Source organism: Cytobacillus sp. EB106-05-05-XG126 (genome assembly GCF_058791715.1).
In genome coordinates, this window is the sequence record NZ_JBYTDU010000011.1 from 64,036 (window position 1) to 81,732 (window position 17,697).

Genomic DNA, 17,697 nt, shown 5'->3' on the forward strand with positions numbered 1-17,697 from the left:
AAGTGTCAAAAGAAAGGAAGATTCGATGTTAAAGGGACAAACGGCAATTGTAACAGGTGCATCCAGAGGGATCGGCAAGGAAATCGCTGTTAAGCTGGCTCAGCAGGGCATGAAGCTAACCCTGATTGGAAGTTCAGAGGAAATACATCAATCTGCAGAAGACCTCAATAAAATGGGATTTTCAGATGTAATGCCCATTCAGGCGGATATCTCAAATGAAGCACAAGTAAAGGCAGCAGTTGAAAAAACTCTTCAGACATACGTGCAGCTTGACCTTCTTGTGAACAATGCAGGTATGGGCTTTTTTAAACAGGTTGATGAAACGACACTGGAAGAGTGGAAAAAAGTCTTTGAAGTCAATGTGCAGGGAGTTTTTCTCGGAAGCAGGGCAGTACTGCCGCATATGAAAGAGCGGAAATCAGGTACAATCATTACCATTTCTTCAGATGTAGCCAGGTATACTATCCCGAATGGATCAGCCTATACGGCAACAAAATATGCAGTTCAAGGCTTCTCGGGATCTTTAGCTCAGGAAGTCAGAGAATACGGTATCCGCGTCGGAACGATAAATCCTGGAATGGTTGATACGTTCTTTGCAGAATCCAAGCAGGGACTCGAAGAGAAAAAAGATTGGCTGAAAGTCGAAGATATCGCAAATGCTGTTGTTTACATGGCATCAGCACCGAAACACATGATGATAGACGAAATCGTTCTTCATCCATTTGTTCAAAATTATCCAATAGCATAAAGTGAAACTTCAATCAGTGGGGGTTTTCCTTATCCCCACTGATTGTTAGTTGAACCAATCGGGCCTTTACGGGCAGTTTGAACCCCACCTATCATCCTCCTTTGATTCCTCTAAGTCTTGAAGTGGGGGTCTTACTGCCCGTTAGACTGCGATAGAAAATCTGCACCGAAGAGAATTGCTCTTCGGTGTTTTTAATGATGGGCTTCTTGGGTCTACATCTTTAGTCGCAGGCTGCTTCCTCCCAAATGCCAAGGAAGTAAGGGAAAATAAGTTATATAATATAAGTACATATATGACAAGGACCAAGGGGGATTTGGGTGTTGGGGAAAAAAAGACAATCAGAAATCGGAATATTAAAAGAAATAGCAGAGCTATTGAATGAGGGAACAGAAATAGATTCGCTTCTTAAAGAGGTGCTGCAAAAATTGCTTCACATCACGGGTCTGGAAACGGGCTGGGTATTTTTGATCGACAGCCAGGGGGACTTCCGCCTGGCAGCAGAAGAGAAACTGCCCCCTGCCCTTTCCGCGGATAACTGCAGGCCGATGTGCAAGGGAGATTGCTGGTGTATTGACCGCTATAATGACGGCAGATTAAACAAAGCTTCAAATATAATTGAATGCAAAAGAATAGAAGATGCGATTGCAGAGCAAAGAAAGGAAACCAACGGGCTAACCCATCATGCCTCCGTACCGCTGAGAGCGGGAGAGGAAAAGTTTGGTGTTCTTAATATTGGCTCACCTGCTAAAACCCATTTTTCACCGGAAGAATTGGCTTTGCTGGAATCTGTTGCTTTCCAAATCGGAACGGCTATAAAACGGATCAAGCTGACACAGCTCGAACATGAGACGGCACTTGCTGCGGAAAGAAACCGGCTGGCAAGGGACCTGCATGATTCTGTCAACCAGCTTTTGTTCTCTTTAAGCTTGACGGCGAGAGGAGGAGCGGAAATGACTGATAACACGGAAATGAAAGAAACCTTTTCCTACATGCAGGATCTCGCTCAGGAAGCCTTAAGCGAGATGAGAGCGCTTATCTGGCAGCTCAAACCGCGCGGACTGGAAAATGGAATTATATGTGCTATGCAGACTTACAGTCAAATGCTTGGCCTAAAGCTAAACTCAAAAGTTAAGGGTGTAATCTGCCTCCCGGGGAAAGTTGAAGAAACACTTTGGAGAATTGGCCAGGAAGCTCTGGCTAATTGCAAGAAACACTCCGGTGGATCAACAGCTGATGTAGTACTGACTGTGGATGAAAGAACAGTTACCATGGTGATTTCCGATTGCGGCAGAGGGTTTCACTACCGTGAAAACGACATCCCTTCTCTCGGCCTCAAAAGCATGAAGAAAAGGACGGAAGCACTGAATGGTTTATTCAAATTAATAACAGAGCCAAATAAAGGAACGAATATTGAAGTTGTCATTCCTTTGGAAAAGGGAGGGAAATAAATGGCCATCAAGGTTTTAATAGCGGATGATCATCATGTTGTTAGAAGGGGACTTGTATTTTTTCTCAAAACTCAGCCGGAAATCGAAATTATCGGGGAGGCAAAAAACGGCCTTGAAGCTGTTGAGATGATGCAAACACACAAGCCTGATGTTGTATTAATGGACCTGGATATGCCTGTAATGAATGGGATTGAAGCCACAAGGCAGATTAAACTGAATTATCCTGATGTAAAAATCATGATACTCACAAGTTTTTCAGACCAGGATCATGTAATACCCGCCATTGAGGCAGGAGCATCAGGATATCAGCTGAAGGATATTGAGCCGGATATTCTTGTTCAGGCAATAACCCAGCTGATGAAAGGGGAGCATCAGCTTCATCCAAAAGCCACCTCCCATTTGCTTACACATTTAACGAATAAAAACAATACGGAAAGACAGCCGCTTGAAGAGCTGACAAAGAGAGAGCTCGAAGTACTGAGAGAGATCGCAAAAGGAAAAAGCAATAAAGAAATAGCTTCATCTCTTTTTATCACAGAAAAGACAGTCAAAACCCATGTTTCCAACCTGCTTTCCAAGTTAGAGCTCGCAGACAGGACACAGGCAGCACTTTATGCCGTGCGTCATGGGATTGCCGAGACAAAATAAAAACTCATCCAAAAGTCTGAGGAAATATTTACTGAATTAGTACTAAAACAAGCTTTATAAAACTCAGCCATCCTGACGATGTGTAAAAGCGCATGTTTCTATATACTAAATAATATAGGATCTTAAAGGAGAGTTTATAATGAAGCTTACAATTATTAATGGAAGTCCGCGAATGAAGGGACGCACGGGAATAGCCTCCCGTTATATTGCAAGAAAATATAATGCTGAACTGATCGACTTAAGCCTTGGAGAAATTCCTTTATACAATGGAACAGAAGAACAATATGGGCTGCCTGCTGTTAAAAAACTGCGCCAGCAGATTGCTGACTCTGATGGAGTTATTCTGGCATCCCCTGAGTACCACAGTGCCATGAGCGGAGCATTAAAGAATGCGCTGGATTTCCTGGGGAGTGAGCAATTTGCCCATAAGCCAGTCGGCCTGCTGGTTGTGGCAGGCGGCGGAAAAGGCGGCATTAATGCACTGAATAATTTAAGAATTGCCGGCAGAGGCGTATATGCCAATGTTATACCTAAACAGCTTGTTCTGGACCCGCATTGTTTTGATTATGAAAATGATGGCCTTTTTGAGGAACCAGCCAAACTGGTAGAGGGTTTAATGAAGGAACTTCAGGTATATATGAAGGCATATGGTCAAATTAAGCAGGAATTAAAACAATAAAAAACAAAAACACGGACCAAAAAATCCGTGTTTTATTATTGGTGGAATTCTTTTGTCAGGTTAGTTCATAAAATACAGTGTTTGGCAGCTGTTTTTCCGATAATTCATTGGCGTGGTCAATATATCTAAGCAGTGAGTATAAATGTTTCTCAATGACAGAATAGTCTTTTTCGAAATTGTAGGCATGAAGAAAATGTTCGATTTTCTTCGAAAGAAATTGGTCTTCTGTCCTGACCATCAGGATCAGCAGGTTATCCCATTCAGACCGGTGTGTATAATATAACGCACGGTCATAATCCACTTTATTCATTTGTCCTCTCCTCCTCTTCCAGGAGTTGATTATAGTTTATGATGATGCGGCATTTTATTTCAAAGTAAATCTTGGACTTGTTGATATACATGGGTTTTCATCATTTACCTGTATATATTGGCCACATTTATTTATAGGAAATTCGGTTACATAAAATCAAAGCCTGGGTCAAAAATATAAGTAACGACATATGCTTTGGAGGGAAAAATGAAAAATTATTTATCCATCTTTATGCTGATTTGTTTATTAGCCGGGGGAGGTTCATTGGCAGGAGCTGTACAGAAACCGGATTATGAAAAGTATGGGAGAATCGCCATTGCAGTTGTAAAAGAAGACTACCCTGGGGAAGAAGTAGTGGATTATCAGTATGGAGGAAGAAAGAAAGTTACTGAAACAGATGTAACAGACACCTTCACTTTTACCGTAAAAGAAGATGGGAATCCGGTAACCGTATTGGTGATGGTCACGCATAACCTCAAGGATAACAAAGCGGTTAGCCTATCTGTAGAGAGAAAAACTCAGTAAGCTCCTTCGGGGGCTTTTTTCATTTCCTTATTCAAAATAATGATAAAAACAAATCTTTCTGATAATCTTGGAATATGAATAAAACTGTCAAATTGGGGAGTGAGTTTTTTGAAGGAATCAATTCTTGTTGCGGAGGATGAAGCTAAAATTGCCAGGCTTCTGGAAATTGAGCTTGAATTCGAGGGCTATCGAGTAACAAAGGCAATGGATGGTTTTCAGGCAATGGAGTTATACAGGACTGGAAGCTGGGACCTAATCATCCTGGATATCATGCTTCCAGGATTTAGCGGAATTGAAATTCTGCGAAGAATTCGCAGCAAGGATAAACAGACCCCCATTTTGCTGCTGACGGCAAAAAGCTCAGTGGAAGATAAAGTATCTGGTTTAGATCTGGGGGCGAACGATTACATAACAAAACCTTTTCAGATTGAGGAACTGCTTGCGAGGATTCGGGCGGCACTAAGGGTTAAAACAGCAGCTGCAGAAAAAACTCCGGCTATTGACTGTCTTGAAGTGTCAGATTTAAAGCTCAATGAGAAAACAAGGGAAGTCAGCAGGGGAGATCAATCCATAGAACTGACGCCCAGAGAATTTGATTTACTGGTTTATTTAATGACAAATAAAAAACAGGTCCTAAACAGGGAACAGATTTTGGAGGCTGTCTGGGGATATGACTTTTTGGGGGACACAAATGTTGTTGATGTCTACATCAGGTATTTGCGCAAAAAAATAGACTTGCCTGAGATGCCTTCTCTTATTCACACTATCCGCGGAGTAGGGTATGTATTAAAGGAGACGAAATGAATCTTAGGAAGAAAATTTATTTGTATACAACCGTTCTTTTTGCAGTCCTTCTGCTTATAATGAATTTCGCTGTTTATGCTGTTTTCAGCAAATTGGTATATGAAAATGAGCGGGCCGCTATATCGAATGAAATGGCAAATATGATAAAGATTGCCCAAAGATCCATCGGGAATGTTCCGGAAACTGAACTGCTTAGGGCCTTTGTTCCTTCAAATGGAATGGTAAGACTTGTTCAGCCAGATAAAAAGGCAGTAACCTCCACATCCCCTGACGAAAAGGGGCTCAGTGAAATCCCTGCAGAGTACATCAGCAGTGAATTAATAAAAACAATGGAACGTAATAATAGGGTCTATATGTTTGCGTCTGCACCTGTGATTCTGCCGGATGGTGAAATAGGAAGTTTTCAGCTGACCAGAAGCATGGAAAGTGCGGAAAAAATATTAAAGACTCTTCGCTTCGTTCTGGGGATTGTCACAGTCGTGGCAATGATTCCGGTTTTGATTTCCAGTGCGATCCTTAGCAAGTTTATTACAAGGCCTGTAGCGACTATGACAGCCACAATGAAAGAAATTAGAAAAAGCGGACAATTCAAGCGTCTTAAGCTGGAAGGGAAGTCTCATGATGAGCTGCAGCAAATGGGTGAAACCTTCAACCATATGATAGATCTTCTTGAATCCAATTATGAGAAGCAAAAACTTTTTATTTCAAATGCTTCCCATGAATTAAAAACTCCATTAACTGTTATAGAAAGTTATTCCAGCCTGCTTAAGAGAAGGGGGCTGAAAAAACCTGAATTATTTAATGAATCCATAGAAGCCATTCACTCAGAGGCGCTAAGAATGAAGGAGATGACAGATCAGCTTCTTTTGCTTGCACGGCATGATGACCACTGGATGATTGATTTGAAAATGGTGGAACTAAACAGTTTTTTAACCCAAGTCACTCGGACATATGAAGATGCTTTTAATAGGACTGTGCATTTGGATTCGGATTTGTCTGAAAATACACTTATTCAAACTGATGAAAATAAATTAAAGCAGCTCCTGTTTATATTTCTGGATAATGCCAGGAAATACAGTGATGATGTCATAAAGGTTACTGCTGGAGCAGAGAAACAAGAAGTCTATATCCGGATTGAAGATCGCGGCATGGGTATACCTATGAAGGATCTGCCAAGAGTATTTGATCGTTTTTACCGGGTTGATGAGGCTAGAAACAGAAAAACAGGGGGATCAGGACTGGGACTGTCCCTTGCCAAAGAAATAGCAGATGCGCTAGGAGTTGAAATAAGGCTCGAAAGTACTGAAGGAGTAGGAACTGCAGCATCCGTCATATTCAAAGTGACATAACCATTCTCATCTATTTCTCATTTTATTAATAGATAATGGAGAAATAAGCTAAGTGGGAGGTGTAAGGAATGAAGCAAAAACTTATAATTGCAGCTTCGGGGCTTCTGCTGGCTGCGCTCCTTGTATTTGCTGCAATACAATTCACTGATGTCTCTGCTTCTGAATCAATTACTGAAGGTGAAGCCAGAGAATTAATAAAAGACCGATATCAGGGAGAAATTCTGAATGTGAAAAAAGTAAACAGCACTTATTTGATTGAAATGAAAAAAGACGAAGCGTTTTATCAAATAAAGCTAAGTGAAAACGGAGGAGAAATTCTTTCTTTTGAAAAAAAGGAACAGACTCCTAACGGTGAACAGAAGCAGCTTGATGAAGAAAAAATAAAGGAAATTATTCGGGTAGAAGAATCTGGTGAATTACTCTCCATGAAAAAGATGACTTATAAAGAAAAACCAGCCTTTGAGGCAATCGTTCAGAAAGATGAAACGAAGATAAAGATTACTGTTGATGCCCTGACTGGAGAAGTTCTATCCCGTTTTGCCGAGGAAACAAAGGTCCCTGTTAAAAATCTAACCGAAGAGGAAGCTATTCAAATTGCTCTAAAAAATGAACCTGGAGAGGTGGATGATATCAGCTTTGAGAAAACAGACAGCGGATCTTATTATCTTGTTGAGATAGAAAAGGATGACGGCAGGGAGGCCGCTGTCCAAATCCATGCTATTACAGGAACAGTAATGTCGGTTACATGGGATGATTAATTCCTTTCTCATCAAATTTTAATTTTCTTATCCTTTTTCTCTCATTTTCACCGGTTATATTGAACATGTAGAAAAGAAAAAGGAGGAAAAGTAAAATGAACAAACAATTTGCAGTTATTTCGTTGGCAGGAGCCTTATTGTTGGGTGGTGCTGTTGCAGCTGGTGCCGCAGATACAAATGAAAAAGGAAGTACTGGGAGTAAGACAGAAGCTGAGCAGGATTTGATTACTGTTGAAGAGGCGAAGAAGATTGCTCTTTCTGAAGCAGAGGGAAGCGTTGAGAGCATTGAATTGGAAAGAGTAAAAGGCAAACAGTATTATGAAATTGATATTGATAATGGGGAAGAAGATTTCGATATTAAAATTAACGCTTTAGATGGTAAAGTCATTTCAATTAATAAAGAGCGGGATGACAATGATGACAATGATCAGGCCGAAAAAGAGATAAATGGGGAAAAAATAATTTCCGAACAAAATGCTATTGAAATAGCTGAAAAAGAAGTTAATGGAATGATGAAAGAAATTGAAATAGATGAAGACGATGGACAAATCCTATATGAAGTTGAACTGCAGACAAAAAAAGGCGAAGCAGATGTTGATATTGACGCTGAAACAGGTAAAGTAGTAAAAGTCGAATTGGATGACTAATGCCATATGGAAAGCGGGGCAAAATGCTCCGCTTTTTGCTGTAATTTGTTACAAGCTTATGAAGAGACTACTCATCAATCCTCTTGTTGGTTCATAGATTATGGTAAGGACTAAAAGGGGGAGTGGCAATGCGGGAGGAAGATAATAAATCATTGGAATATGCCATTCAGGAAATTACTGAAATTGCAAATGGGTTTGGCTTGGACTATTACCCTATGAGGTATGAAATTTGCCCTGCAGAAATCATTTATACATTTGGCGCTTATGGCATGCCGACCAGGTTTTCGCATTGGAGTTTTGGAAAACAGTTTCATAAAATGAAGCTGCATTATGATTTAGGTTTATCAAAAATTTATGAGCTTGTAATCAACTCGGATCCCTGCTATGCGTTTCTGCTTGATTCCAATACCCTTATCCAAAATAAATTAATTGTGGCGCATGTTTTAGCACACTGCGATTTCTTTAAAAATAATGTCCGTTTTCAAAACACAAAGAGGGACATGGTAGAGAGCATGGCTGCCACCGCTGAAAGAATAAGGCGGTATGAAATTGAGTTTGGGAAAAAGGAAGTGGAAACTTTCCTTGATGCCGTGCTGGCAATTGAAGAACATATTGATCCGTCTCTAATGAGGCCGAAGCTAGCCTGGAGTACAGATGATGAATATGAAAGCAGCGGTGATACAGCAGCGGCCAGCCCTTATGATGATTTATGGGATTTGGATGAAAGAAACAAGAAGCATGTACCAAAGAAGAAAAATAAGAAATTCCCTCCGAAACCAGAAAAAGATTTACTGCTGTTTATAGAGAGCTACAGCAGGGAGCTAACCGACTGGCAGCGGGATATATTAACGATGATGCGGGAAGAAATGCTCTATTTTTGGCCGCAGCTGGAAACTAAAATTATGAACGAAGGCTGGGCATCGTATTGGCATCAGCGCATCTTAAGGGAAATGGATTTGACATCTGCTGAAGCGCTGGAATTTGCAAAGTTGAATGCAGGGGTTGTGCAGCCGTCCAGAACCGGAATCAATCCATATTATCTGGGTCTGAAGATTTTTGAAGATATTGAAGAACGATATAACAATCCGACTGAGGAAATGAAGAGGCGCGGTGCAGTGCCAAATTCAGGCAGGGAAAAAATGTTCGAGGTTCGTGAAATCGAGTCAGATATATCATTTTTAAGAAATTATTTAACAAAAGACCTTGTTATGAGAGAAGATATGTATCTGTTCCAAAAACAGGGTAAGGATTATAAAGTAGTGGATAAACAGTGGGAGCATGTGCGCGATCAGCTTGTCAGCATGCGTGTAAATGGAGGATTCCCATATTTGACGGTTAATGACGGAGATTATATGAAGAATGGTGAACTATACTTAAAGCACTGGTTTGAAGGTGTAGAGCTTGATCTTAAATATCTTGAAAAAGTACTCCCATATGTACACCAGCTTTGGGGCAGAGGCGTCCATATGGAAACCATTGTTGAAGGGAAGAACATGCTTTTCACTTACGATGGAAAGAGCATCCACAGAAAATATTTATAAAAATGACGGACGAACCAAAGTATGTTTTGGTTCGTCTTTTTTTGGCTGGGCTGCAAACATGTTTTTTTAAAATGGGCAGAATAAAACTAAATACTTTCCTTCTCAAGGAGTATTGAAGTAATATTAACGTGTACAGGCGGGGGTATAGAAAGGTAACTAAATGCCTCCCTGATATTAATATTTTCTTTACAGCCATTGATAAACTGAGGAAAGGATGATGATCATGAAAATTACGGATTCAGCTCGGGATCTATTGAAAAAGATTCTTCAAGAGAAAAATACTGGCGGCATTAGAATTTATTTTGCAGGCTTTGGCTGAGGAGGCCCTCAAATTGGACTGGCTCTGGATGAGCCGGAACCAGATGATATAATCGAAACTATAAATGAAATACAGGTGGCGATCGACCCGGAAATCAAGCCGCATACGGAAAGTATGATTCTTGATCATGATCAGGATAATGAAAGACTGGTCCTGTTAGGCAATGACAGTGACTGCTGCTAATGAAAAACACCCACGCGGGTGTTTTTCTATTTGTAAAAAAGGTATTGACTATATACCCAATAGGGTATATTATATGAATTGTAATTGAATTATTTACGCAGAGGAGAGAAATATGCTGCTGATTTTTTTAACCTTGCTGCTAGTTAGCTTCCCATTATTTAAAAGGTATTATCCTATTAAAAATATACCTTGTTATCATTTGGATCAATGCCTGCCCAAGGAAGGCATAGCCCTGCTGGATGTCAGGGATTATAATGATTCCTGTCATTGTGAAATACCCGGAGCGATCAATCTGCCCATTCCATATATCAATAGGCATATAAACGATATACCTTATAACCAAATCCATTTAGTTGCCTCCAGCTCATTAGAGAAAAATGTTGGAGTAAGGCTGCTGCGAAAAAAAGGGTTTAAGATAGTTGGTTTTTCAATGCCTAATTGTCACTGTGTAAAATAAAACTAAAATGGGGTGAAGCGTGTGTTATACGATGCAAAAACTAAAAATCGAATCAAAAGGGCGGAGGGCCAGCTTAGAGGGATTTTAAAAATGATGGAGGATGAAAAAGATTGCAAATCTGTCATTACCCAGCTAACAGCTTCAAGATCAGCAATTGATAAAGCAATTGCAGTTATTGTCAGTTCCAATCTTGAACAATGTATTGTTGAAAACGCTGAAAAGGGAATTGAGAGTTCCATCATGATTGAAGAGGCTGTCAACTTACTTGTTAAAAGCAGATGATGGTCAGTTGACTTCCTTTTTTTATTTAGCTATAATATACCCCATAAGGTATAAAGCAAAAGCGTTATCACATAAATTTGGAGGTAAGCAAATGACTATTGCAAATGGAATCATTATCGCCTTGCTAATTATTTTTCTCGTTCAAAAGCTGATTCCAGTAAAGGGCCTAAAGCAGATGACAACTGCTCAGCTGAAGAATGAAATGAAGGATAAAACAAAGCAATACATTGATGTGAGAACAACAGCTGAATTTAAAAGCTTCCATATTCCAGGATTTAAGAACATGCCTCTTCATCAGCTACACCAGAATATGGGACATCTATCAAGAGATAAGGAAGTTGTTGTTATCTGTCAAAGCGGAATGAGAAGCAGCAAAGCAAGTAAAATTCTAAAAAAAGCCGGATATAAGAACATTACAAACATCAAAGGCGGAGTAAGCGCCTGGAGATAAAAGGGAGAATATTAAATGAAAACAATGACTGTTAATGAAGTAGAGCAGCAGCTTGCTGCCGGAGTAAAGTTAAATATCATTGATGTGCGCGAAGTTGATGAAGTAAAAGAAGGAAAGATAGCTTCAGCTATTCATATTCCGCTTGGACTAATTGAATTTCGTATGCATGAGCTGGATAAGAATCAGGAATATGTTATGGTTTGCCGATCAGGCAACCGCAGCGGATTAGCTGCACGATTTCTTGAAGGACAGGGGTTTAGTGTCATTAACATGCTTGGCGGTATGATGAACTGGGAAGGACCATTAGAGTATTGATCTGCAAACGGCCAAGAACAGGTGTTGACAGAAAGTCAAATTTACTCTAGTATATACCCTGTAAGGTATTTTGAATCGTTTTAAAGCTTATAACAAATAAATAAATTTTTTTGATTATAAAAATACCCAATAGGGTAAAGGGAGGATAAAAGATTGGAAAAGAAAAAAACAACAATCGTTCTATTCAGCGGAGATTATGACAAGGTGATGGCGGCTTATATCATTGCAAACGGTGCAGCTGCTTACGATCATGAGGTAACCATCTTTCACACATTCTGGGGACTGAATGCTCTTAGAAAAGATGAGCCAATTCAAGTCAAAAAAACTTTTATGGAAAAAATGTTTGGCAAAATGATGCCAAGAGGTCCGGAAAAAATGGGATTATCGAAGATGAATATGGCTGGAATGGGTCCTAAGATGATCAAAGATATTATGAAAAAGCACAACACTATGCCAGTTAAAGATTTGATTGAATTGGCAAAAGAACAGGATGTTAAGCTGGTAGCCTGTCAAATGACTGTCGATCTTCTTGGATTTAAACAGGAAGAAATCATTGATGGTGTGGAATATGCCGGTGTAGCTGCATATCTTGCAGATGCAGAAGACGGCAATGTCAACTTATTTATCTAAATTTATAAGGAGGAATATTAAATGGAAACGTTAAAAACAAACTCTTCAGTAGATGCAAAGGGGCTTGCCTGCCCAATGCCGATTGTAAGAACGAAAAAGGCAATCACTAATCTGAATCCGGGGGAAGTACTTGAGGTCCTTGCAACAGATAAAGGTTCAAAAGCAGATATTCAGGCTTGGGCAAAAAGCTCTGGACATCAATATCTTGGCACAATGGAAGAAGGCGAAGTGCTTAAGCATTATATACGAAAAGCAGGTGAAAATGAAGAGCGCGAAGCTGCAACTTTTGAGCCTGTTGCCTCTAACGATGATCTTTTAAAAGAGATGGATTCTAATGATGATCTTGTTGTTCTCGATGTCAGGGAACCTGCTGAATATGCATTCGGCCATATTCCCAATGCTATTTCGATTCCCTTCGGAGAATTGGAAGAGAGAATTAGCGAGCTGAACCAGGATAAAAAGATTTTTGTAGTATGCCGTACAGGGAGCCGAAGTGATATGGCATCCCAGGTATTAGCTGAAAAAGGCTTCTCAAATGTAATTAATGTAGTTCCGGGAATGTCCGAATGGAATGGACCGACAGAAACGAAGCTTAACTAAAATTTTTTAAACTAAATTATACATCAGGGGGTATTTAAACGATGAAAGCAATGACTGCTAGTGAAGTAACAAAAAAGGTTATTCATAATGAAGAATTATTTATACTTGATGTACGTAATGAAACCGACTTTAACGATTGGAAGATTGAAGGCAAAAACTTTGAATACTTGAATGTTCCATACTTCGACCTTCTTGATGGAGTGGAACCTATTCTTGATAAAATTCCGGCTGATAAAGGGCTTTTAGTAGTGTGTGCAAAAGAAGGTTCTTCTGTCATGGTCGCAGAAATGCTTGAAGAAGCAGGACGAGATGCTTCCTACCTCGCAGGAGGGATGAAATCATGGAGTGAACACCTTGAGCCTGTTAAAGTGGGAGATTTAAAGGATGGCGGAGAAATGTATCAATTCGTCCGCATTGGAAAAGGCTGCCTTTCCTACATGGTGATTTCAAACGGTGAAGCTGCAATCGTCGATGCCACAAGAATGACAGGCGTATTTACTGATTTTGCTGCTGAAAAGAATGCAGAGATCAAGCATGTCTTTGACACACATCTCCATGCAGATCATATTTCTGGCGGACGCAAAATTGCTGAAAAAACGGGTGCTTCCTACTGGCTTCCTCCTAAAGATGCTGAAGAAGTAACATTTGAATACAGCCGTCTTGAAGATGGAAACGAAGTCATGATTGGTTCTACTAAAATCAGCATTCAAGCTATTTACTCACCAGGCCATACAATAGGTTCAACATCTTTTGTAGTGGACGATCAATACCTTCTTTCAGGTGATATCCTATTCATCGATTCTATCGGACGTCCTGACCTCGCCGGTAAAGCCGGGGATTGGGCTGGAGATTTAAGAGAAACACTTTATAAACGCTATAAAGACCTATCAGGCGAATTAGTTGTTATGCCTGCACACTTCATGATTATTGAAGAATTAAATGAGGATGGCAGCGTATCCGAAAAACTTGGCACATTATTTGCTAAAAATCACGGATTAAACATTGAAGACGAAGGTGAGTTCAGAAAGTTAGTTTCTGAGAATCTTCCTCCTCAGCCTAATGCTTATCAGGAAATCCGCGAGACAAATATGGGAAAAATCAGCCCGGACGAAGAAAAACAGCGTGAGATGGAAATCGGTCCAAATCGCTGTGCTGTAAGATAATCTTTATGAAGGATTTATCAAAAACTAATAATAAAAATTGGAGGAATGAAATATGAACGCAGCAAAAGTACTGGATGCAAAAGGTTTAGCTTGCCCAATGCCAATCGTAAAAACGAAGAAAGCAATAGGTGAAATCGAATCAGGGCAAGTTCTTGAAGTTCATACAACAGACAAAGGAGCAGTTAAAGATTTGGCTGCCTGGACAGAGTCAACAGGACATGAGCTTTTAAAACATGAGGATGACAATGGAGTGTTAAAGTTCTGGATAAAAAAAGGCTGATCTATTGAAAAGATAAAAGGGGGTTTGCGCTCCCTTTTATTGCTTAAAAGGAGGGGATGGCCACATGGATTTTACTTTTTTGATCGTTATATTTTTAATTGGTTTTATCGGGTCTTATATTTCCGGAATGGTGGGAATTGGCGGCTCAATCATTAAATACCCAATGCTATTATACATTCCGCCGTTATTTGGATTAGCTGCTTTTTCTGCTCATGAAGTTTCCGGAATCAGTGCAGTACAGGTCTTCTTTGCTACAATAGGAGGTGTATGGGCCTACAGGAAAGGCGGATATCTGAATAAGACACTAATTATTTATATGGGTTCAGCCATACTGGCCGGAAGTTTAATCGGAAGCTATGGTTCAAGGTTTATGACTGAAGGCGGCATTAACCTTGTTTATGGTGTTTTAGCTTTAATTGCTGCCATCATGATGTTTGTGCCGAAAAAAGGCTTGGATGATATCCCTTTGGATCAAGTCAAGTTCAATAAATGGCTTGCAGCCTTCTTTGCTTTGATTGTCGGCATCGGGGCTGGTATCGTCGGTGCAGCAGGTGCCTTTTTACTGGTTCCTATTATGCTGGTTGTATTGAAGATTCCTACAAGAATGACGATTGCGACATCACTGGCAATCACTTTTATTTCATCGATTGGATCTACAGCTGGTAAATTGGCAACCGGACAGGTAGACTATGTTCCTGCAGCCGTTATGATTATTGCCAGCTTAATTGCTTCTCCATTAGGAGCTTCTTCAGGAAAGAAAGTAAATACAAAAATTCTTCAAATTATTTTGGCTGTACTAATACTGGCTACATCCATTAAAATCTGGATGGATATATTATAATTCTGGGGAGGGGGCAGCGGGTGCTGTTCCCTTTAATGTTTAACCTGTGGTTAAGCGGTAAGAATAATCGTATACTTCAGATAAGGGAGAGCTGTTTCTGATGGAAGAATCGAAAGAGTCGAAATACATACAGCAGCATCTGGCAAATGAAAGAACCTTCCTGGCATGGGTAAGAACATCGATCGCTGTAATTGGAATAGGTGTACTTGCTTCCACGCTGCATTTTAATAATGTGCAGAGAGTAAATAAGTTTGCAGACAGCATTGCCATTTCATTAAGTCTGTTTTCTCTGGTTACCTGCCTGACAATCCTGGTTTACTCTACCTTGAATTATTTTCAGGTCAGAAAAAGAATTAACCTGCAGACCTACTCATCATCCCGTTCACTGATATACTTAATAACAGCTGTAATCTTTTTGATATTTATCTTATTGCTAATATATTTATTTGTTATTTTGATTTAACTGGTGCATCCATGTTTATAAATTATTAATTAATGAATGGCTTTCTTTTTAAACCTTCCGCCCCTGACTTCCGCAATATCAGCCACTGCTAAAAAAGCACTGGGATCTATTTCTTCCACGATGGCTTTTAATTTTGCCTCTTCCAGTCTGGTGATGACACAAAAGATTACTTTTTTATCATCCCCTGTGTAAGCACCTTCCCCATTTAAGTAGGTAACTCCTCTTCCCAGCCGTGCCAGAATCGCTTCGCCGATTACCTTATGCTGGTCACTGATAATCCAGGCTGATTTTGATTCATCCAGCCCGCTGATCACCACATCAATTGTTTTAAAAGCAATGAAATAAGCGAGGATGGAATACATTGCCCTGTTCCAGCCGAAAACAAAGCCTGCCGTAGCAAAAATGAAGATATTGAAAAACATAATAATTTCCCCGACAGAGAATGGAAGTTTTTTATTTACCAGAATGGCCAGAATCTCTGTTCCATCTAAGGATCCTCCATACCTTATCACCATTCCGACCCCAACACCAAGAACAATGCCGCCAAATACCGTGGCTAACAGCAAGTCCTCAGTAAAAACAGGAACGTCATGCAAAAGGAGAGTGGTTGCTGATAAAACGGCAATCCCGAGCAGCGTAGACAACGCAAAGGTTTTCCCAATCTGTTTGTATCCTATGTAAAAAAATGGAATATTAAGGATGAAAATAAACCAGCCCAGTTTCCAGCCGGACAGGTGAGAGAGGATAATGGAGATGCCTACTATTCCGCCATCCAGAATTTTATTGGGCACAAGAAACTCTTCGATCCCTACGCCCATAAGTATGGCTCCAACTATGATAAAGAAAATTCTTTTTGCAAGCTTTCCTTTAGTCAATCCTTTATGTACATTTGCTTCAACAGCAGTTTCGAGTGAAACGTTCATAAATGACCCCCATTTTTATATGATACCCGAGTATCTGTATAAGCTAGTAATATAATATGATAGCTTGTGCATTTTTAGCTCAAACTAATTATTCGGCAAGTCTGATAATCACTATATCTAATTATAACATTTCTTATTTTAGATGAGGGATTCCCGGGTTAAATAATACGCTTAGTTCTGTACTCCTTTGTAAGGATCATACAATGATATCTTTTTTTCGAGCCTGATTGAATATTTTATGAAAATACGATTAGTTCAAAGCTCTTCGGGGAAATAAACACATACAAGCAAATTAGCTGTATAAGGGAGGGGCAGTTACATGCATAAGGTTATTCAATTTGGCAAGAAGCTTGGAAAGGAGTTTAAGAATGATCGGGCAACCGGGCTTGCAGCCGAACAAGCCTATTATTATATGCTCTCCATTTTTCCTTTATTAATCCTGCTTATCTCCATTGTTCCATATCTATCTCTGGATCCTCAAAAAGCATTAACATATCTGCAGAGTGTAATGCCATCTGATTCGTTTAGTGTGATCGAGGATAATGTGGTAGATATCATTACCAAGCCAAACGGCGGTCTGCTGACTTTTGGTATTATCGGTACATTATGGTCGGCTTCTAATGGAATGCAGGCTTTCATAAGGGCTATGAATGATGCGTTTGATGTAAAGGAATCGAGATCATTTATAAAATCAAGACTGGTTTCCATAGGCTTAACACTTGGACTGCTTGCAGCATTCATTGTTGCCATGGTTCTTCCTGTATTCGGGAAAGTTATCTTGAATTTTATTGGTAATTTTATAAATATATCTGATGGGATGCAAATTTTGATCAATGTATTGAGGTGGGCTATTGCTTTTGTGATCATGGTTACAGTCCTGGCTATTCTTTATAAGGTAGCGCCGAATAAACATTTTCCTTTCAAACAGGTATTGCCGGGTGCAATAGCCGCAACGGTTATGTGGCAGATCATATCTTTTGGCTTATCCTTTTACGTAAGCAATTTTGGAAATTATTCAGCCACATATGGCAGTCTTGGCGGAGTTATTGTATTAATGCTTTGGTTCTTTTTAACCGGCCTTGCACTTGTTATTGGCGGAGAAATAAGTGCCCTCTATCACAGAAATAATACATTCAAACCGGGCAGCGGGAAGAAAAATGATAAAAAAGATCCCAAAGTACAATCCGATGGAGAAGCGTATCGTACACTTTCAATCAAATAGGGCAAAATAAAACGAGGGCTCAGCCCTCGTTTTATTTTATCGCAGTCTAACGGGCAGTAAGACCCCCACTTCAAGACTCAGAGGAATCAAAGGAGGATAAGTGGGGGTCAA

The 17,697-nt window shown here is 39.9% G+C and carries 23 protein-coding genes; 20 read left to right on the plus strand and 3 right to left on the minus strand.

The genetic code is table 11. From position 1 onward, the window contains the following. Positions 1-25 precede the first annotated feature (25 nt). The 4 genes from AC3WTL_RS20760 to AC3WTL_RS20775 all read left to right on the plus strand — a co-directional run bounded on the left by AC3WTL_RS20760 (position 26) and on the right by AC3WTL_RS20775 (position 3,523). Positions 26-748: an SDR family oxidoreductase gene (locus AC3WTL_RS20760; protein ID WP_492369964.1), complete on the plus strand. Its 723-nt coding sequence runs from the start codon at positions 26-28 to the stop codon at positions 746-748. A 317-nt stretch (positions 749-1,065) separates the two neighbouring features. Further along, positions 1,066-2,196 (plus strand): GAF domain-containing sensor histidine kinase, encoded by a 1,131-nt coding sequence (locus tag AC3WTL_RS20765; RefSeq protein ID WP_248346575.1) that lies wholly within the window; start codon positions 1,066-1,068, stop codon positions 2,194-2,196. Continuing rightward, on the plus strand, positions 2,197-2,844 hold the full coding sequence (locus tag AC3WTL_RS20770) for a response regulator (RefSeq protein WP_492369965.1): 648 nt from the start codon (positions 2,197-2,199) through the stop codon (positions 2,842-2,844). 139 nt (positions 2,845-2,983) lie between these two features. Further along, positions 2,984-3,523 carry an NADPH-dependent FMN reductase gene (locus tag AC3WTL_RS20775; RefSeq protein WP_163145256.1) on the plus strand — a complete coding sequence of 180 codons (540 nt, stop codon included), beginning with the start codon at positions 2,984-2,986 and terminating at the stop codon, positions 3,521-3,523. Between the two features lie 55 nt (positions 3,524-3,578). On the opposite strand, the gene AC3WTL_RS20780 is transcribed toward AC3WTL_RS20775, so the two are convergent. Then, positions 3,579-3,833, minus strand: a complete 255-nt coding sequence (locus tag AC3WTL_RS20780) for a YhdB family protein (RefSeq protein ID WP_035326734.1) — start codon at positions 3,831-3,833, stop codon at positions 3,579-3,581. 207 nt (positions 3,834-4,040) lie between these two features. Between AC3WTL_RS20780 and AC3WTL_RS20785 the strand changes: the two genes are divergently transcribed. The 6 genes from AC3WTL_RS20785 (at position 4,041) to AC3WTL_RS20810 (ending at position 9,457) form a co-directional block, all read left to right on the plus strand. Next, positions 4,041-4,358, plus strand: coding sequence for a DUF3889 domain-containing protein (locus AC3WTL_RS20785; RefSeq protein WP_492369966.1), 318 nt, complete (start codon positions 4,041-4,043; stop codon positions 4,356-4,358). Between the two features lie 108 nt (positions 4,359-4,466). Continuing rightward, a complete protein-coding gene (locus AC3WTL_RS20790) occupies positions 4,467-5,162 on the plus strand; it encodes a response regulator transcription factor (RefSeq protein ID WP_197245332.1) in 696 nt (231 codons plus the stop codon). After that, positions 5,159-6,511: a HAMP domain-containing sensor histidine kinase gene (locus tag AC3WTL_RS20795; RefSeq protein ID WP_492369967.1), complete on the plus strand. Its 1,353-nt coding sequence runs from the start codon at positions 5,159-5,161 to the stop codon at positions 6,509-6,511. The genes AC3WTL_RS20790 and AC3WTL_RS20795 overlap by 4 nt, the downstream gene beginning before the upstream one ends. Before the next feature lie 68 nt (positions 6,512-6,579). Continuing rightward, positions 6,580-7,269: a PepSY domain-containing protein gene (locus AC3WTL_RS20800; RefSeq protein ID WP_492369968.1), complete on the plus strand. Its 690-nt coding sequence runs from the start codon at positions 6,580-6,582 to the stop codon at positions 7,267-7,269. 95 nt (positions 7,270-7,364) lie between these two features. Further along, complete coding sequence (locus AC3WTL_RS20805; protein ID WP_492369969.1) at positions 7,365-7,916, plus strand: PepSY domain-containing protein; 552 nt, start codon at positions 7,365-7,367, stop codon at positions 7,914-7,916. A gap of 128 nt (positions 7,917-8,044) precedes the next feature. Next, a complete protein-coding gene (locus tag AC3WTL_RS20810) occupies positions 8,045-9,457 on the plus strand; it encodes a SpoVR family protein (protein ID WP_197214547.1) in 1,413 nt (470 codons plus the stop codon). A gap of 656 nt (positions 9,458-10,113) precedes the next feature. On the opposite strand, the gene AC3WTL_RS20815 is transcribed toward AC3WTL_RS20810, so the two are convergent. Further along, the gene (locus tag AC3WTL_RS20815) at positions 10,114-10,308 is read right to left on the minus strand and encodes a hypothetical protein (RefSeq protein ID WP_197245336.1); all 195 of its coding nucleotides are present in this window, start codon (positions 10,306-10,308) and stop codon (positions 10,114-10,116) included. A gap of 129 nt (positions 10,309-10,437) precedes the next feature. On the opposite strand from AC3WTL_RS20815, the gene AC3WTL_RS20820 reads away from it, so the two are divergent. The 9 genes from AC3WTL_RS20820 (at position 10,438) to AC3WTL_RS20860 (ending at position 15,441) form a co-directional block, all read left to right on the plus strand. Next, positions 10,438-10,698 carry a metal-sensitive transcriptional regulator gene (locus AC3WTL_RS20820; RefSeq protein ID WP_048011895.1) on the plus strand — a complete coding sequence of 87 codons (261 nt, stop codon included), beginning with the start codon at positions 10,438-10,440 and terminating at the stop codon, positions 10,696-10,698. A 91-nt stretch (positions 10,699-10,789) separates the two neighbouring features. Beyond that, positions 10,790-11,149 carry a rhodanese-like domain-containing protein gene (locus AC3WTL_RS20825; RefSeq protein ID WP_492369970.1) on the plus strand — a complete coding sequence of 120 codons (360 nt, stop codon included), beginning with the start codon at positions 10,790-10,792 and terminating at the stop codon, positions 11,147-11,149. A gap of 15 nt (positions 11,150-11,164) precedes the next feature. Beyond that, positions 11,165-11,464: a rhodanese-like domain-containing protein gene (locus AC3WTL_RS20830; RefSeq protein ID WP_048011897.1), complete on the plus strand. Its 300-nt coding sequence runs from the start codon at positions 11,165-11,167 to the stop codon at positions 11,462-11,464. A 153-nt stretch (positions 11,465-11,617) separates the two neighbouring features. After that, positions 11,618-12,094, plus strand: a complete 477-nt coding sequence (locus tag AC3WTL_RS20835; RefSeq protein ID WP_082139053.1) for a DsrE/DsrF/DrsH-like family protein — start codon at positions 11,618-11,620, stop codon at positions 12,092-12,094. 21 nt (positions 12,095-12,115) lie between these two features. After that, entirely contained in the window at positions 12,116-12,694 is a 579-nt protein-coding gene (locus tag AC3WTL_RS20840; RefSeq protein WP_197214550.1) for a sulfurtransferase TusA family protein, read from the plus strand. 41 nt (positions 12,695-12,735) lie between these two features. Further along, the gene (locus tag AC3WTL_RS20845) at positions 12,736-13,857 is read left to right on the plus strand and encodes an MBL fold metallo-hydrolase (RefSeq protein WP_492369971.1); all 1,122 of its coding nucleotides are present in this window, start codon (positions 12,736-12,738) and stop codon (positions 13,855-13,857) included. A gap of 52 nt (positions 13,858-13,909) precedes the next feature. Then, positions 13,910-14,137 carry a sulfurtransferase TusA family protein gene (locus AC3WTL_RS20850; protein WP_035326750.1) on the plus strand — a complete coding sequence of 76 codons (228 nt, stop codon included), beginning with the start codon at positions 13,910-13,912 and terminating at the stop codon, positions 14,135-14,137. A 64-nt stretch (positions 14,138-14,201) separates the two neighbouring features. Then, positions 14,202-14,978 carry a sulfite exporter TauE/SafE family protein gene (locus tag AC3WTL_RS20855; protein ID WP_492369972.1) on the plus strand — a complete coding sequence of 259 codons (777 nt, stop codon included), beginning with the start codon at positions 14,202-14,204 and terminating at the stop codon, positions 14,976-14,978. A 100-nt stretch (positions 14,979-15,078) separates the two neighbouring features. Further along, entirely contained in the window at positions 15,079-15,441 is a 363-nt protein-coding gene (locus AC3WTL_RS20860) for a YidH family protein (RefSeq protein ID WP_492369973.1), read from the plus strand. A gap of 29 nt (positions 15,442-15,470) precedes the next feature. Here the strand turns inward: AC3WTL_RS20860 and AC3WTL_RS20865 are convergent, their stop codons facing one another. Continuing rightward, on the minus strand, positions 15,471-16,364 hold the full coding sequence (locus tag AC3WTL_RS20865) for a YitT family protein (protein ID WP_048011901.1): 894 nt from the start codon (positions 16,362-16,364) through the stop codon (positions 15,471-15,473). A 319-nt stretch (positions 16,365-16,683) separates the two neighbouring features. Here AC3WTL_RS20865 and AC3WTL_RS20870 point away from each other — a divergent pair, with 319 nt between their 5' ends. Next, positions 16,684-17,586 (plus strand): YihY/virulence factor BrkB family protein, encoded by a 903-nt coding sequence (locus tag AC3WTL_RS20870; RefSeq protein WP_492369974.1) that lies wholly within the window; start codon positions 16,684-16,686, stop codon positions 17,584-17,586. The last annotated feature ends 111 nt before the right edge of the window (positions 17,587-17,697 follow it).

Coding starts and splice junctions, on each gene's coding strand:
- AC3WTL_RS20760 (WP_492369964.1), top strand. CDS start 26: ATGTTAAAGGGACAAACGGCAATTGTAACAGGTGCATCCAGAGGGATC.
- AC3WTL_RS20770 (WP_492369965.1), top strand. CDS start 2,197: ATGGCCATCAAGGTTTTAATAGCGGATGATCATCATGTTGTTAGAAGG.
- AC3WTL_RS20775 (WP_163145256.1), top strand. CDS start 2,984: ATGAAGCTTACAATTATTAATGGAAGTCCGCGAATGAAGGGACGCACG.
- AC3WTL_RS20780 (WP_035326734.1), bottom strand. CDS start 3,833: ATGAATAAAGTGGATTATGACCGTGCGTTATATTATACACACCGGTCT.
- AC3WTL_RS20785 (WP_492369966.1), top strand. CDS start 4,041: ATGAAAAATTATTTATCCATCTTTATGCTGATTTGTTTATTAGCCGGG.
- AC3WTL_RS20795 (WP_492369967.1), top strand. CDS start 5,159: ATGAATCTTAGGAAGAAAATTTATTTGTATACAACCGTTCTTTTTGCA.
- AC3WTL_RS20800 (WP_492369968.1), top strand. CDS start 6,580: ATGAAGCAAAAACTTATAATTGCAGCTTCGGGGCTTCTGCTGGCTGCG.
- AC3WTL_RS20805 (WP_492369969.1), top strand. CDS start 7,365: ATGAACAAACAATTTGCAGTTATTTCGTTGGCAGGAGCCTTATTGTTG.
- AC3WTL_RS20810 (WP_197214547.1), top strand. CDS start 8,045: ATGCGGGAGGAAGATAATAAATCATTGGAATATGCCATTCAGGAAATT.
- AC3WTL_RS20815 (WP_197245336.1), bottom strand. CDS start 10,308: ATGGATTTGGTTATAAGGTATATCGTTTATATGCCTATTGATATATGG.
- AC3WTL_RS20825 (WP_492369970.1), top strand. CDS start 10,790: ATGACTATTGCAAATGGAATCATTATCGCCTTGCTAATTATTTTTCTC.
- AC3WTL_RS20830 (WP_048011897.1), top strand. CDS start 11,165: ATGAAAACAATGACTGTTAATGAAGTAGAGCAGCAGCTTGCTGCCGGA.
- AC3WTL_RS20840 (WP_197214550.1), top strand. CDS start 12,116: ATGGAAACGTTAAAAACAAACTCTTCAGTAGATGCAAAGGGGCTTGCC.
- AC3WTL_RS20845 (WP_492369971.1), top strand. CDS start 12,736: ATGAAAGCAATGACTGCTAGTGAAGTAACAAAAAAGGTTATTCATAAT.
- AC3WTL_RS20850 (WP_035326750.1), top strand. CDS start 13,910: ATGAACGCAGCAAAAGTACTGGATGCAAAAGGTTTAGCTTGCCCAATG.
- AC3WTL_RS20855 (WP_492369972.1), top strand. CDS start 14,202: ATGGATTTTACTTTTTTGATCGTTATATTTTTAATTGGTTTTATCGGG.
- AC3WTL_RS20860 (WP_492369973.1), top strand. CDS start 15,079: ATGGAAGAATCGAAAGAGTCGAAATACATACAGCAGCATCTGGCAAAT.
- AC3WTL_RS20865 (WP_048011901.1), bottom strand. CDS start 16,364: ATGAACGTTTCACTCGAAACTGCTGTTGAAGCAAATGTACATAAAGGA.
- AC3WTL_RS20870 (WP_492369974.1), top strand. CDS start 16,684: ATGCATAAGGTTATTCAATTTGGCAAGAAGCTTGGAAAGGAGTTTAAG.